A 13,375-nucleotide genomic window follows, 5' to 3' on the forward strand; every position below is an offset into this window, starting at 1 on the left:
CGGCGGCTCAGGAGGAACGTCCCTCCAGGGCCGCCGCGTAGGCGTCGTCGGGGTCGAGGTGGCGCAGCTCCTCGGCGATCAGCTCCGCGGTCGAGCGGACCTTCAGGGCCATGACGCGGCTGGGCTGGCCGGGGATGGCGAGCCGGGCGACCGGGCCCTCGGGGCGGTCGATCCGGACCTCGCCGTTCGGGGTGCCCATCCGGACGGCGGTGACGACCGGTCCCTCGGAGACGATCCGGTCGACCGGGACGCCGAGCCTGACCTCGAACCAGCGGGCGAGGAGCTCCGCGCTGGGGTTGGCCTCCTCGGCCTCCACCGCCGCCGAGACGACGTCCGTGCCGGCCTGGTCGAGGGCGGCGGCGAGCATGGAACGCCAGGGGGTGAGCCGGGTCCAGGCCAGGTCGGTGTCGCCGGGGGCGTACGAGGCGGCCCGGGCGGCCAGCGCGCCGAGCGGGTCCTCGACCGCGTACGCGTCGGTGATCCGCCGCTGGGCGAGGGCGCCGAGCGGGTCCTTGGAGGGGACCGCCGGGGCGTCGACCGGCCACCAGACGACGACGGGGGCGTCGGGAAGGAGCAGCGGCAGCACCACCGAGTCGGCGCGGGTGCCGAGTTCGCCGTGCAGGCGGAGCAGCACCGTCTCGCCCGAGCCGGCGTCGGTGCCGAGCCGGACCTCGGCGTCGAGCCGGGTCACGTTCCGCTCGCGCGGGGAGAGCGCCCGGCGGCGGATGACGACGAGGGTCCGCGAAGGGTGTTCCTTCGACGCCTCGTTGGCCGCCTTCACCGCGTCGTAGGCGTGCTCCTCGTCGGTGACGATCACCAGGGTGAGGACGACGCCCACGGCCGGGGTGCCGACGGCCCTCCGGCCGTCCAGGATCGCCTTGTTGATCGCGCTGGAGTTGGTGTCCGTGAGATCGATCTTCATTGCCCGGAGTCCGTCCCTTCCTCTGCGGCGAGCCTAACGCCCCGCGCGGGGTTCAGTGGTCGTCGTCCGGCTCCTCGCCGCCGCCGGCTTCGGCGGCGGCCCTGGACTGGGCCCGGCGGCCGACGACGGCCGCGGCGGCGACCGCCGAGCCGAGGAAGGCGGTGGCCACCACCCAGGGGCGGTCGAGGACGTGGCAGGTGGCGTGGTCCAGGGAGTAGCGGCCGGCGCCGGTGACGCCGATGGCGGCGGCGGTGAAGCCGAGGAAGGCCGGGTACTCGTAGCCTCCGGCCTGGGCGAAGAAGCCGGCCGGGGCGTGCACGGAGACGGCGCCCGCCATCGCGCCGGCGGCGGCCGCGCCGGCGGCGGGGGTGGCCAGGCCGAGGGCGAGCAGGACGCCGCCGCCGGCTTCGCCGAGCCCGGCGGCGATGGCGGATTCGCGGGGCGGGTGGAAGCCCATGGCCGCCATCCCCTGGGCGGTGCCCTCGATCCCGCCGCCGCCGAACCAGCCGAAGAGCTTCTGGGTGCCGTGCGCGGCGAGCACGGCGCCGGTGCCGACCCTCAGCACGAGCAGCCCGAGGTCGCGTCGGTTCATGGGGTTCTCCAGGTGCGGGAAAGAGGGGCGCGTACGGCTCCACTGTCGGCGCGCCGACCGCCCGCCGCCGCCCGGAAGCCCGCCCGATACTCCACCCGAGTCATGTTTTGCGGCGTTTGCCCCGTGTTGCTTGACTGGGGTGGCCGTCGCCGTCCCGGCCGTCCGGGAGCGGCCCGAGGGAAGTGGGTGCGCATGACCGCCGAGTCCACCGGCACCGCCGCGCTGCGCGAGGCGTACGGGACGTCCACGGTGCAGTCGGGGCAGGGCGGTTCGATCCCGCTGTGCACCGTGCTCGCGGACCACTTCCCGGCGGCGGAGATCGAGCGGATGGCGCCGGCAGAGGCGCTCTTCCTCCGCTCCTGTGCCGAGGCGTTCGCGCGCTCGGCCGGAAACCGAGAGGCGAGGGGTTCCCATGACGCAGACGCATGAACGGCCGTACGACGGGCCGCAGGACGGAGCACACGACCGGTCCGGTCTCCCGCGGGGGCCGCTCACGATGCTGGCCGGCGCGGCCTGGCAGGCCCTGCTGCTCGCCGGTGTGGTGGCGCTCGTCCTCGGGGTGCTCGTGCTGGCGTGGCCGGGCGCCTCGCTGGTGGCGGCCGGGGTGCTCTTCGGCCTCTATCTGCTCTTCAGCGGTGTGATGCAACTGGTCGCCGCCTTCGGCACGCACGCCACGACCTCGCTGCGGGTCCTCGCCTTCATCAGCGGCGCCCTGTCGATCCTGCTCGGCCTGTTCTGCTTCCGGGGCGCGACGCAGTCGATCCTGCTGCTCGCGCTGTGGATCGGCATCGGCTGGCTCTTCCGCGGCATCACGCAGACGGTGGCGGCGGCCTCCGACCCGGCGATGCCGGCCCGGGGCTGGCAGGTCTTCCTCGGGATCGTGAGCGCGGTCGCCGGGGTGGTGCTGATCGTGTCGCCGCTGGAGTCGGTCGCGGTGCTGACCCTGCTCGGCGGGATCTGGCTGATCGCGGTCGGCGCGGCGGAGATCGTCACCGCGTTCCAGCTCCGTTCGCGGGCCAAGCGCCTGCCGACGGGCGCCTGATCCGTCCCGGCCGGTCCGGCTCGTCCGGGCCGGACCGGCCGGCTCGTCCGGAACTTCGCCGGGGCCCTTCCGATCCGTTCTCCGGTGGCCCTCGCGGTCCGCCGTCGGCCCGATCTCCGGGCGGGCGGCGGACCGGCGCGTTCCGTGCGCTAGATTTTGCCGGTCCTCGACCGTCGATCGCTCGCGATCACCACTCTCCGGAGCCGGCTTCCCATGACCGACATCGTCAACGGCCTCGGCCGTGCCACCGCCTACGGCGCCCTCGGCGTGGTCCTGCTGATCCTCGGCATCGTCCTGGTGGACATCCTGACGCCCGGCAAGCTGGGCCGGCAGATATGGGAGGACCGCAACCGCAACGCGTCCATCCTGCTCAGCTCCGCCCTGCTCGGCATCGGCGGGATCGTCTTCACCTCCATCTGGACCACCTACGACAACTTCGGCAAGGGCCTGGTCTCCACCGCCGCCTTCGGTCTCCTCGGCCTGGTGATGATGGCGGTCGCCTTCCTCGTGGTGGACCTGGTGACGCCCGGCAAGCTGGGCGCGACGCTGGTGGACCCGGAGCCGCACCCGGCGGTCTGGGTGACCGCGTCCTGCAACATCGCCGTCTCCGCGATCGTCTCGGCCTCGATCGCCTGACGCGCCGCGCGCGCGTGAGCGCCCCCGTCCCGGCCCGGTGCCCGTCCGTTCAGGACGGGGCCGGGCCGGGGGCCGTCGTGGCCGGTTCCACCTCCAGGAAGCGGCGGCCGCGCGGACCCTTGTAGAGCAGGGCCTCCCAGCCGAGCCGGGCGAGGACCTCGGCGCACTCCGCCAGGGCGGCGGCCTCCTGTCCTGCGGCGCCGGAGCCGGGCGGCCCCAGCCACTCGACGACGGCGGTGGCCGGCCGCTCCCCCGCCCGCACCCGGTAGCCGGCCGCCGTCCTGGCTCCGCCGTCGTCCACCGCCGACGGGGCGAGCCCGCCGGCCTCCAGGGCCAGGGCCACGGCCCGTACGGGCCGCCGCCGCTCCCACTCGGCGGGTACGGCTCCCCCGGCGCCGTCCCGGCCGGCGGTCAGGCGCCGGATCTGGCGGAGTCCGTCGAGCGCGGACCGGACCTCGCGGGAGCGCTGCTCGGGGTCTCCCGTGAGCGGTGGCCCGTCGCCCGTCGCCGCCTCGAAGGCGCCCTTGCCGCCCGGGTCCCGGCTCACAGCAGCCGCCGGATCTCGCCGCGCACCCGGTAGAAGCCGCCGGCCGCCGGATGCAGCGCCTCGACGACGTACCGGGCGCCGGGCTCGCGGATGGCGCGCGGGAACTGCACGTTCCACGACTGCTCGTAGCCGTGGCTGACGACCCGGACGCGGCTCCGGCCGCCCTCGCGGACGCACTCGACGACGATGGAGCCGCTCGGCGCCTCGCTCACGGAGACGACGGTGGCGACGGCGGAGGCGGTGGTCGCCGGGGTGTAGGTGGGCAGCGCGGCGGCCAGCTTGACGTCCCGTACGACGGGCACGCTGCCCTGCTGCGCGGCCGCGATCGCCGCCTCGCTCGCGTCCACGCAGACCAGCGAGCCGTCGGTGGTCACCAGGTAGAGGCGCTCGTCGCGGTACTGCATGGAGAGCGCGGAGCCGCCGCCGGTGGAGAGCTTCCACAGCCGGGTGCCGTCCTCGGCGAAGCAGTAGACGGAGGAGGCGGAGTCGCCGGCGAAGACGAACCGGCCGCCGGGCGAGGTGGCGCAGGAGTACACGCTCGCGTCGCAGGCGTAGACGGCCTCGACGCGGCCGTCGGCCTTGGCGAGGCGCTGCACCTTGCGGTGGCCGGTGCCCGCGTAGACGGAGCGGGTCTCCTGCCAGCCGAAGAGGACCGCGCCGTCGGTGGCGGTCTGCCACAGCTCGCCGGTGCCGTCCGCCGCGTAGGCGGTGACGCCGCTGGTGTCGCCGTAGTAGACGGCGCGGCTGTCCGCCCGGACCATCCAGGCGTACTCGCCGCGGCCGGTGCGGGACCACTGGTGCTCGTCCTCGTGGTCGATGACGGTGAGCCGGCCGGAGCGGTCGGCGACGTCGAGGACGCCCTCGTGGATGTCGAGCCAGAAGATGTCGACGTCGGCGCCGATCTCGTAGGCGGCGAAGGGCAGTTTGGAGGAGAGGTCGTAGACCTTGCCGTCGTCGCAGCCCGCGTAGATCCAGAAGTCGTCGGCGACCAGGCACTTCACGCCGTCGGGCAGGCCGAAGCGGGCCAGCACCTCGCCGCCGTGGTCCAGGGTGAAGACGTCCCCCGCCTGGTTGCCGACCCAGATCCGCTCCTCGTCGACGTGGATGCCGAAGGCGGCGGAGCCGGTACGGAAGCGCCAGAGGACGGGCGCGACGGCGCGGGCCGTGGAGGGGGCGGAGCCGACCGCCCGGCGGGTGACGGCGCGGGCCGCGCGCTGCCCGGGCACTGCGGGGGCGTATCCCTTGCGGACCTTCTCGCCGATCTTCTTGGCCGCGGCGGCCCGGGCCTTGTCGGCGGTGGCGAAGGTGGAGCGCTGGGTCTGGCCGGCCGCGCCGATCCGGCCGTAGCGGACCGACACCTCCAGGCCGTCGACGGTCACTTCGTAGAACTTGTGGGCACCGCCGCCGTCCTGCGACAGCTCCAGATAGGTCGTCGTCATGATCCGAACGGTAGGGGCTGCCACTGACAACGGCCCCTCGTCCGACCGTGAAGCTCTGGCCAAGGGATCAAGGTCCCGGGCATTCAGGACCTTTGCCACGGAAATTCGGACATACACCGCTGTGACGATGGAGTTCGAAGATCATCCGACGCGCCGTCACCTCCCGTGCGGCCGGAAGGGCCTCATGACCGAGCAACCCCCGCGGGCCCTGCCCGTCCGCGTGCGCCGGCACCCGGACGGCATCGCCATGGACGACCTCTTCCGGTCGGAACCCGCCCCCGATCACCCCCTCGCCGACGCCGGCGCGCCCCCGCGCCGCCACCCGCCCGCCGACGCCGGCCTGGTCGAACGCCCCGGCCCCGCCGCCCCCGGCCGGCTCGCCGTCCTCACCGGGACGGCCGCCCTGGGCAGCGCCGCCGCCCTGCTGTGGCGGGCCCGGCCGCTGCGCGCCGCGCACCTGCTCCCCTGGGAGTGGGCGGCGCTCGCCGTCCTCGGCGGCCTCGCCGTCGTCTGCTTCGGCGGCCTCACGCGCGGCCGCACCGGCTCCGCGTGGGTCCTGTCCCTGTTCGGCCGCTACCGGGGCAGCGTGCGCCGCACCGGGCTCACCTGGATCAGCCCCTTCGTGCTGCGCCGCCGGGTCGACGTGCGGCTGCGGCACTGGCGCAGCGAGCCCATCGCGGCCGTGGACGCGGAGGGTTCGGCGCTGCGGGTGGTGGTGCTCGTGGTGTGGTCGGTGCGGGACACGGCCCGGGCGCTGTACGCCGTCGACGACCACCTCGGCTATCTGCGGGAGCAGGTGGAGGCGGCGCCGGTGGAGTCGTACGTCTTCACCGGCGTCTACGGGGAGCGCGGCGCCTGGTCGCGGGGCTACCACACGGGGCAGGACTTCGCGGTGCCGAGCGGGACGCCGGTGCGGGCCGTGGGGCCGGGGCGTGTGGTGCGGGCCGGGTACGCGGGCGCGTACGGCTACGAGGTGGTGCTCCGTCACCCGGACGGCCGCTACACGCAGTACGCCCACCTCTCCCGTATCGACGTCTCCGCCGGGCAGAGCGTGCCGGGCCCTCCTTCGGCTCGGACGTGAACCCGCTGGCGTACCTGCGCGGGCACGGCGTCCGGATCTGAGCGATTCTCGCGCGTCACGTCCGCGCCGGTGCGGCCGCCTTCGGGTTCTCCGTGACCGTGACGCGGCCCTTGCGGAGGGTCGCGAGGCGCGGGGCGCGGCGGGCGAGGGTGCTGTCGTGGGTGACCATGACGAACGTCAGGCCGTGTTCCTTCCAGAGTCCTTCGAGGAGGTCGGCGATCTCGTCGCGGGTGGACTCGTCGAGGTTGCCGGTGGGTTCGTCGGCGAGCAGCACCTGGGGCCGCTTGACCAGCGCGCGGGCGATGGCGACGCGCTGCTGCTGGCCGCCGGACAGTTCGGACGGCAGATGGGCGAGGCGCTCGCCGAGGCCGACCGACTCCAGCGCCTCGGCGGCCCGGCGGCGGCGCTCGGCGGCCTTGACGCCGAGCGGGACGAGCGCCGTCTCCACGTTCTCCTGGGCGGTGAGCGTGGGGATGAGGTTGAAGCTCTGGAAGACGAAGCCGATGTACTGGCTGCGGACGGCCGTGAGCCGGCTCTCGGGCAGCTTGGCGAGGTCGGTGCCGTCGAGCAGGACGCTTCCGGCGGTGGGGCGGTCGAGTCCGCCGAGCATCTGGAGGAGGGTGGACTTGCCGCCGCCGGTGGGGCCCTGGATGACCAGGCGGTCGCCCTGGGCGATCGTCAGGTCGATCCCGGCGAGGGCGTCGACTCTCGCCTGGCCGCGCCGGTACTGCTTGGTGACGCCGATGAGTTCGTACATGGAGGGGACTCCTGGGGGTGCGGGGAGGTGCGGGGTGGCTACTCGACGCGGCGCAGCGCGTCGGCGGGGCGCAGCCGGGAGGCGCGCCAGGCGCCGAAGGCTCCGGCGACGAGGCCGCCGACGAGGGCGAGGAGCACGGCGAGGCCGACCGTGGTGAGGCTGACGGGGGCGGTGAGCGCGATGTCGACGCTGCGGCCGGCGGCGGTGCGCGCCGCGCCGGGTCCGCCTCCGAAGAGCATGCCACCGCCGCCGCGACCGGCGAACCCGCTCGCGCTCGCGCCGAGTTCGGCGGTGAGCGTGGGGCTGACGGCGGTGACGGCGTACGCGCCGGCGAGGCCGGCGGCGATGCCGAGGGCGCCGCCGATGACGCCGTGGACGAGGGCCTCGCCGACGACCTGGCGGGTGACGCGGCCGCTCTTCCAGCCGAGGGCCTTGAGGGTGCCGAACTCGCGGACGCGGCGGCTGACGGCGGAGGAGGTGAGGAGGCCCGCGACGAGGACGGCGGCGAGGAGGACGGCGTACGAGAGCCACCGGCCGACGCTGGAGGCGAGACCGGCGGCGGTGTCGAGGGAGCCGGACACGGTCCGGGCGAGGTCGGCGGAGGTGGTGACGGTGGTGCCGGGGACGTTCTTCTGGATGGCGGCCTTGACGGCGTCGATCCGCGTCGAGTCGGCGGCCTTGACGTAGACGGTCGTGACCTTGCCGGCCGAGCCGGAGAGGGTCTGCGCCCGCCTGAGCGGGAGGTAGACCTGCGCGGTGGACTGGCCGCTGTCGGCGGTGGCGATGCCGATGACCTCGAACTTCACGCCCTTGACGGTGAGTTCGTCGCCGACGGCGAGGTCCTGCTGCTGGGCGTAGGCGCTGTCGACCACGACGACGGCGGCGTCGGTCTCGGTGGTCCTGAAGGTGCGGCCGTCGGTGACGGTGGAGGTGGTGAGGGGGCCGAGGTCGGGGGTGGTGACGTCGGTGCCGTAGAGGGTGAAGGAGTCGACGTCGAAGGCGGCGCCGCCGCCGGTGACGGTGTCGCCGGGACCGGCGCCGGTCCCGCCCCGGCCCTGAGACTGTCCCTCACCCTGGGGCTGCCCCTGACCCTGGCCCTCGCCGCGCTGGATCCGGCCGCGCCGGAACTCGCCGTCGATCTTCAGGTTGACGAGGCTGAGGCCGCCGACCGCGCGGTCGACCCCGGCCTGCTTCGCGACGGTGGCGACGGTCGAGTCGGCGAGGGTCTGGAAGCCCTGGACCATGAGCCGGTCGCTGCTCTGCTCCTCACCGTCCTCGCCGCCCTGGAACTCGAACCGGGGCCGGACGGGCTGCGCGCCCTCGGCGGGACGCTCCTGAGCCTTCGTCACCGTCAGGTCCGTGCCGAGCCCGTAGAGGGATTCGAGGACCTTGCCCTGGGCCTGCTTCATGCCGGCGGAGACCGAGGTCACGACGATGACCAGCGCGATGCCGAGCGCGAGCCCGGAGGCGACGACGAGCGCCGCCTTTCTGCGGCGGCGCAGTTCGCGCCGGAGGTAGGTGAAGAACATGGGCGCGAAGGTAGGGGCGCCGTGTGAGGCCGGGATAAGGCTCGTGTGAGAGCGGGATGAGACCTCTGGACAAGCCCCCGCCCGGAACCTACCCTCCAGTACACCTATTCAATTCGTTGAGTATCTCTGTATCTTCATGGATGCCGTGGAGGCCCCGTGCACCCCTTCCGCACCGCCGTCGAGAGCCGTGACACCGCCGCCGTCGAGGCGCTGCTCGCCGAGGACGTCGTCTTCACCAGCCCGGTCGCCTTCAAGCCGTACGCCGGGAGGGCGATGACCGCGGCGATCCTCCGCGGGGTCCTGCGCGTCTTCGAGGACTTCGCCTACGTCCGCGAGATCGCGAACCCGGACGGGCGCGACCACGCCTTCGTCTTCACCGCGACCGTCGACGGCAAGCGGATCCAGGGGTGCGACTTCCTGCACTTCGACGAGGACGGGCTGATCGACGACTTCACCGTCATGGTCCGCCCGCTCTCCGCCGCGCAGGCCCTCGCCGCCGCGATGGGCGCCCAGTTCGACCGGATCGCGCAGGAGGCTGCCGAGGCGGCGGGGGCCTGAGCGGGCGGCCGGGGCCCGAGCGGGGCGCCCGCGGGCGTCAGGACAGCTTCTTCAGGACCTCGTCCGCGAGGGCGGTGGAGGAGGCGGGGTTCTGGCCGGTGACGAGGTTGCCGTCGACGATGACGTGCGGGGCCCACGGCTCACCGGCGTCGACGTCGACGCCGGCCTCGCGGAGCCGGGTCTCCAGGAGCCACTTCGCCCGCTCGCCGAGACCGGCCTGGACCTCCTCGGCGTCGGTGAACGCGGCGACGCGGCGGCCGGCGAAGGCGTTGGCGCCGTCCTCGCCCACGGCGGCGAGGAGGGCGGCCGAGCCGTGGCAGACGACGGCGAGCGGCTTGCCGGAGTCGAGGACGTCGATCAGCAGCCGGCCCGATTCGGCGTTCACGGCGAGGTCCTCCATGGGGCCGTGGCCGCCGGGGTAGAAGACGGCGTCGTACTCGGCGGGGTCGACGTCCTCCAGGCGGAGCGGCTTCCGCAGCGCCGCGAAGGCGTCGAGGGTGGCGGCGACGCGGTCGGCGCCCTCGGGGCCGCCGTTGAACTCGGGGGCGAGGCTGCCCCGGTCGACGGTGGGGACGACGCCGCCGGGGGTGGCGACGACGACCTCGTGACCGGCCGCGGTGAACGCCTCGTACGGCGCGGCGGCCTCCTCGGCCCAGAAGCCGGTGGGGTGCTTCGTGCCGTCGGCCAGAGTCCAGTGGTCGGCACCGGTCAGCACGAAAAGGATCTTCGACATGGGTCTGCGGGCCTCTCGATCGTGGGAGCGGGCCGGCCCGGGCCCCGTTCCGGGGACCGCCGGACCGGCGATGGGGTCGACCGTAGGCGCGACGACCCATGGGAATCCAATAGGCTCGAGCATGTGGACGATAGGAAATCCGATGGGAACGGCGGGTTGCCGGATCTGAATCAGCTGCGGACCTTTCTCGCCGTGTACCGGGCAGGGGCCTTCACCGCGGGGGCACGGGTCCTGGGGGTCTCGCAGCCGACGGTGACCGCTCAGATCAGGGCGCTGGAGGGGCGGCTCGGGCGGGAGCTGTTCGAGCGGGGGCCGCGCGGGGTGACGCCGACGCCGTTCGCGGACGACCTCGCGGCACGGATCGCGGTCCCGCTGGACGCGCTGGGCGCCGCCGGTGCGGCGGTCGGCCCGCCCGGCGAGGAGGGACCGGCCGAGCCGGTCCATCTCGCGGGCCCGGCCGAGTTCCTCGCGCACAGCGTGCTGCCGACGCTCGCGCCGCTGGTGGAGCGCGGGGTGCGGCTGCGTGTCGCCTTCGGCCTGACCGACGGGCTGCTCGACGAGCTGCGGGCCGGACGGCACGACCTGGTCGTGTCGACGGTACGGCCCCGGGGCCGGAGCCTCGCGTGGCTGCCGCTCTCCGACGAGGAGTTCGTCCTCGTCGGCGCGCCGGTGTGGGCGGAGCGGCTCGGCGACCGGATCGCCGCGGAGGGGCCCGCCGCGCTGCACGGCGTCCCGCTCGTCGCGTACGCCGAGGACCTGCCGATCCTGCGCCGCTACTGGCGCCACGTCTTCGGCCGCCGCCTGACGGCCGTGCCCGCGGTCACCGTCCCCGACCTGCGGGCGGTGCGGGCCGCGGTGGCGGGCGGCGTCGGGGTGAGCGTGCTGCCCCGCTACCTGTGCGCGGCGGAGCTGGCCTCGGGTGCCCTCGTACCGCTCCACCTGCCGGAGGACCCGCCGATCAACACCGGGTTCCTGGTGCACCGGCCGGGCCCGCCGGCGCACGCGCACGTGGCGCTGGTCCGGGACCATCTGGTGCGGCACGAGCGGGCGACCGGGCGGTAGGCCGTCAGGAGGTGACGCCGTCAGTAGGTGACGGTGATACGGCGGGCGGGGCCGTCGACGCGGACGGTGCCGCCGTACGGGATCACCACCTGCGGGTCGGTGTGCCCGAGATCCACGTCGAGGACGGCCATGGTGTCGGGGGCGTACGCGTCGAGCGCGCGCAGCACGGCGGCGCGCTGGGCCTCCCGGTGGGCGGCCCGGGCGGCGGCGTCGTTCGGCTTCTCGAAGGACCAGGCGCGGGCCCGGCCCATGAGGAGGGCGGAGAAGCGGGCGAGCAGCCCGCGCTCCCCCATGGCCCGCAGGATCCGGAAGACCTCGTCGGCGGAGAGCAGCAGCTCGGAGGTCTCCAGGAACAGCACCCCGCCCTCGTAGGCCGCGGGCTCCGCGATCTCCCGCCCGGCCATGAGGAGCTGCGAGACGACCTCCAGGCAGCCGCCCCAGGAGCGGCCCTCGACGACCCGCTCGGCGCGGTGCCAGTGCCAGGGGCCGGCCGGTTCCATGACGGGCGCGGAGTCGAAGGTGCGCGGGTCCTCCCAGGTCCGTTCGACGTCGTTGGTCTCGGTCGGGGCGGGGAGTTCGTACGGTCCGGAGCCGAACAGCGCGGCCCGGACGGAGGCGTCGGTGACGGGGTGGACGGCGCCGGGCCGGCCGAACTGGGTCATCACCGAGGCCCCGTGGTAGCCGACCACGCCGAGGTTCCACAGCCGCATCAGGAGGTTGGTGTTGTCGCTGAAGCCGAAGAACGGCTTCGGGTTCGCGCGGATCACCTCGTCGTCGAGGTGCGGCAGGACGGTGATCTGGTCGTCGCCGCCGATGCTGGCGACGATCGCCGTGACCGTCGGGTCGGCGAAGGCCGCGTGCAGATCCGCGGCGCGGTCCCGGGCGGACGCGCCGAGCCTGCGCGTGGTCGGGTACTCGACGGGCACGAGCCCGTACTCCTCGGACAGCCGCCGCAGGCCGAGGTCGAAGGGGAGCGGCAGCACTTCGGGCAGCCCGGCGGCGGGCGAGAGCACGGCGATCCGGTCGCCGGGGCGCGGCTTGGGCGGTAGGACGATCTGCGACATCTCCGCACCCTAGCGGGGGTCCGGGCGCGGTCGCCCGGTCATTTTCACGGGCCACGCGCGCGTGAGCTCGGGAGGTGTGGGCTCAGGAGGTGTGGGCGAGGGGGTCGGTGAGGATGTCGTGGAGGACGAGGGCGGCGGCGCCGCGGGCCGCGTCGGTGGCCGGGGAGGCGGCCCGCAGCCGGCCGGCGTCGGCGGGCCAGAGGCCGGAGACGATTCGCTCGGCGAGTTCGGCGGTGACGGCGGGGGCCAGCCAGGGCATCAGGCGCGGGTAGATCCCGCCGAGGACGACGGCCTCGGGGTCGAGGAGGTTGACCGCGCCCGAGAGGGCCCGGCCGAGCATCCGGCCGGCCTCGGCGAGGGCCGCGAGCGCGCACGGCTCCCCGCGCGCGGCAAGGGCCGCAAGCTCGTCCACGTCGGCCGCGTCCGCGGCGCGCAGCAGCGCCGCCTGGCCGGCGTACTGCTCCAGGCAGCCGCGCGAGCCGCAGCGGCAGCGGGGGCCCTCGGCGTCGACGACGAGGTGGCCGATCTCGCCGGCGAAGCCGTGGGCGCCGCGCAGGAGTTCGCCGTGGACGACGACGGCGCCGCCGACGCCGGTCTCGCCGGTGAGGTGGAGGAAGGTGCGGGGCGTGCCGGGGGCGCCGAAGCGGAGTTCGGCGAGGGCCGCCATGTTGGCCTCGTTGTCGGAGGCGACGGGGAGCGGGCCGGCGGCGGGGCGCAGCGCGGTGAGCGCCTCGCCGAAGAGGCGCTCGGCGGGGGTGTCGTGCCAGCCGAGGTTGGGGGCCTGGCGGACGGTGCCGTCGGAGACCAGGCCCGGCAGGGCCAGCGCGGCGCCCGCCGGGGCGAGGCCGAGGGCGTCGGCCTCGGCGAGCGCCTCGGCGGCGACGCCGGCCGCGCGAGCGAGGACGGCGGGCGCGTCGGCGCGGTTGTCCAGGCGCACGGTGCGGCGGATCCGGTCGGTGCCGGTGAGGTCCACGAGGCAGACGGAGACGTACGCGACGTTGATCTCGACGCCGAGCCCCGCGGGCCCGGTCCCGGCCGGCTTGAGGACGGTCCCGGGGCGGCCCGCCTGGCCGCTGAAGGTCTTCCCCGACTCGACCAGGAACCCGAGGTCGAGGAGCTGCTCCACGAGCGAGGAGACGGCGGGCCGGGTGAGCCCGACGCGGGCGGCGACGGCGGCCCGGGTGGTCTCGCCGGCGTCGTGGACGGTCCTGAGGACGAGGCTCAGGTTGTGCCGGCGCACGCCCGACTTGTCGGCCTTGGGTTCCGTGGGCTGGTTCATGGTGAGCGAGAGCCTAGTCGCCCCTTTCACTCGAACAGAAACACCCCGGTCGCTCGAACAGAAACGCCCCGGACGGCGGCGATCCGGCTCGTACGGCTCCCGCAAAAAAGAGTTCGGTCACCGAACTCTTTCAG

At 74.7% G+C, this 13,375-nt stretch carries 15 protein-coding genes; 6 read left to right on the plus strand and 9 right to left on the minus strand.

What is annotated here, in order from left to right; genetic code table 11:
• Nucleotides 1–7: 7 nt before the first annotated feature.
• Nucleotides 8–922, minus strand: a complete 915-nt coding sequence (gene opcA / locus HHL19_RS20320) for a glucose-6-phosphate dehydrogenase assembly protein OpcA (RefSeq protein ID WP_169091622.1) — start codon at nt 920–922, stop codon at nt 8–10.
• Nucleotides 923–974: 52 nt separating this feature from the next.
• Nucleotides 975–1,514: a DoxX family protein gene (locus tag HHL19_RS20325; protein ID WP_169091624.1), complete on the minus strand. Its 540-nt coding sequence runs from the start codon at nt 1,512–1,514 to the stop codon at nt 975–977.
• A gap of 192 nt (nt 1,515–1,706) precedes the next feature.
• Between HHL19_RS20325 and HHL19_RS37485 the strand changes: the two genes are divergently transcribed.
• From HHL19_RS37485 to HHL19_RS20340, 3 genes are all read left to right on the plus strand, one after another.
• The gene (locus tag HHL19_RS37485; RefSeq protein WP_169091221.1) at nt 1,707–1,943 is read left to right on the plus strand and encodes a hypothetical protein; all 237 of its coding nucleotides are present in this window, start codon (nt 1,707–1,709) and stop codon (nt 1,941–1,943) included.
• Entirely contained in the window at nt 1,927–2,556 is a 630-nt protein-coding gene (locus HHL19_RS20335) for an HdeD family acid-resistance protein (RefSeq protein WP_169091626.1), read from the plus strand. The genes HHL19_RS37485 and HHL19_RS20335 overlap by 17 nt, the downstream gene beginning before the upstream one ends.
• A 213-nt stretch (nt 2,557–2,769) precedes the next feature.
• Entirely contained in the window at nt 2,770–3,192 is a 423-nt protein-coding gene (locus HHL19_RS20340; RefSeq protein ID WP_169091628.1) for a DUF350 domain-containing protein, read from the plus strand.
• A 49-nt stretch (nt 3,193–3,241) separates the two neighbouring features.
• Here the strand turns inward: HHL19_RS20340 and HHL19_RS20345 are convergent, their stop codons facing one another.
• On the minus strand, nt 3,242–3,739 hold the full coding sequence (locus HHL19_RS20345) for a hypothetical protein (RefSeq protein ID WP_169091630.1): 498 nt from the start codon (nt 3,737–3,739) through the stop codon (nt 3,242–3,244).
• Entirely contained in the window at nt 3,736–5,178 is a 1,443-nt protein-coding gene (locus HHL19_RS20350; protein ID WP_169091632.1) for a WGR domain-containing protein, read from the minus strand. Before HHL19_RS20350 ends, HHL19_RS20345 begins: the two co-directional genes overlap by 4 nt.
• Before the next feature lie 184 nt (nt 5,179–5,362).
• Between HHL19_RS20350 and HHL19_RS20355 the strand changes: the two genes are divergently transcribed.
• Nucleotides 5,363–6,259: a peptidoglycan DD-metalloendopeptidase family protein gene (locus tag HHL19_RS20355; RefSeq protein ID WP_240981741.1), complete on the plus strand. Its 897-nt coding sequence runs from the start codon at nt 5,363–5,365 to the stop codon at nt 6,257–6,259.
• Nucleotides 6,260–6,314: 55 nt separating this feature from the next.
• Here HHL19_RS20355 and HHL19_RS20360 read toward each other — a convergent pair whose 3' ends face one another.
• Together HHL19_RS20360 and HHL19_RS20365 are read right to left on the minus strand one after the other, a co-directional pair.
• Entirely contained in the window at nt 6,315–7,016 is a 702-nt protein-coding gene (locus HHL19_RS20360; RefSeq protein WP_169091636.1) for an ABC transporter ATP-binding protein, read from the minus strand.
• 38 nt (nt 7,017–7,054) lie between these two features.
• Nucleotides 7,055–8,545, minus strand: coding sequence for an ABC transporter permease (locus HHL19_RS20365; protein ID WP_169091638.1), 1,491 nt, complete (start codon nt 8,543–8,545; stop codon nt 7,055–7,057).
• 156 nt (nt 8,546–8,701) lie between these two features.
• Between HHL19_RS20365 and HHL19_RS20370 the strand changes: the two genes are divergently transcribed.
• Complete coding sequence (locus HHL19_RS20370) at nt 8,702–9,103, plus strand: nuclear transport factor 2 family protein (RefSeq protein ID WP_169091640.1); 402 nt, start codon at nt 8,702–8,704, stop codon at nt 9,101–9,103.
• Nucleotides 9,104–9,140: 37 nt separating this feature from the next.
• On the opposite strand, the gene HHL19_RS20375 is transcribed toward HHL19_RS20370, so the two are convergent.
• The gene (locus HHL19_RS20375) at nt 9,141–9,836 is read right to left on the minus strand and encodes a type 1 glutamine amidotransferase domain-containing protein (RefSeq protein ID WP_169091642.1); all 696 of its coding nucleotides are present in this window, start codon (nt 9,834–9,836) and stop codon (nt 9,141–9,143) included.
• 123 nt (nt 9,837–9,959) lie between these two features.
• Between HHL19_RS20375 and HHL19_RS20380 the strand changes: the two genes are divergently transcribed.
• Nucleotides 9,960–10,898, plus strand: coding sequence for a LysR family transcriptional regulator (locus HHL19_RS20380; protein WP_169091644.1), 939 nt, complete (start codon nt 9,960–9,962; stop codon nt 10,896–10,898).
• A gap of 20 nt (nt 10,899–10,918) precedes the next feature.
• Here the strand turns inward: HHL19_RS20380 and HHL19_RS20385 are convergent, their stop codons facing one another.
• Together HHL19_RS20385 and HHL19_RS20390 are read right to left on the minus strand one after the other, a co-directional pair.
• Nucleotides 10,919–11,962 carry a S66 peptidase family protein gene (locus HHL19_RS20385; protein WP_169091646.1) on the minus strand — a complete coding sequence of 348 codons (1,044 nt, stop codon included), beginning with the start codon at nt 11,960–11,962 and terminating at the stop codon, nt 10,919–10,921.
• 82 nt (nt 11,963–12,044) lie between these two features.
• Nucleotides 12,045–13,241, minus strand: coding sequence for an ROK family transcriptional regulator (locus HHL19_RS20390; protein WP_169091648.1), 1,197 nt, complete (start codon nt 13,239–13,241; stop codon nt 12,045–12,047).
• Nucleotides 13,242–13,375 lie beyond the last annotated feature (134 nt).

It is taken from the genome of Streptomyces sp. R302, assembly GCF_012927245.1.
GTDB lineage: Bacteria > Actinomycetota > Actinomycetes > Streptomycetales > Streptomycetaceae > Streptomyces.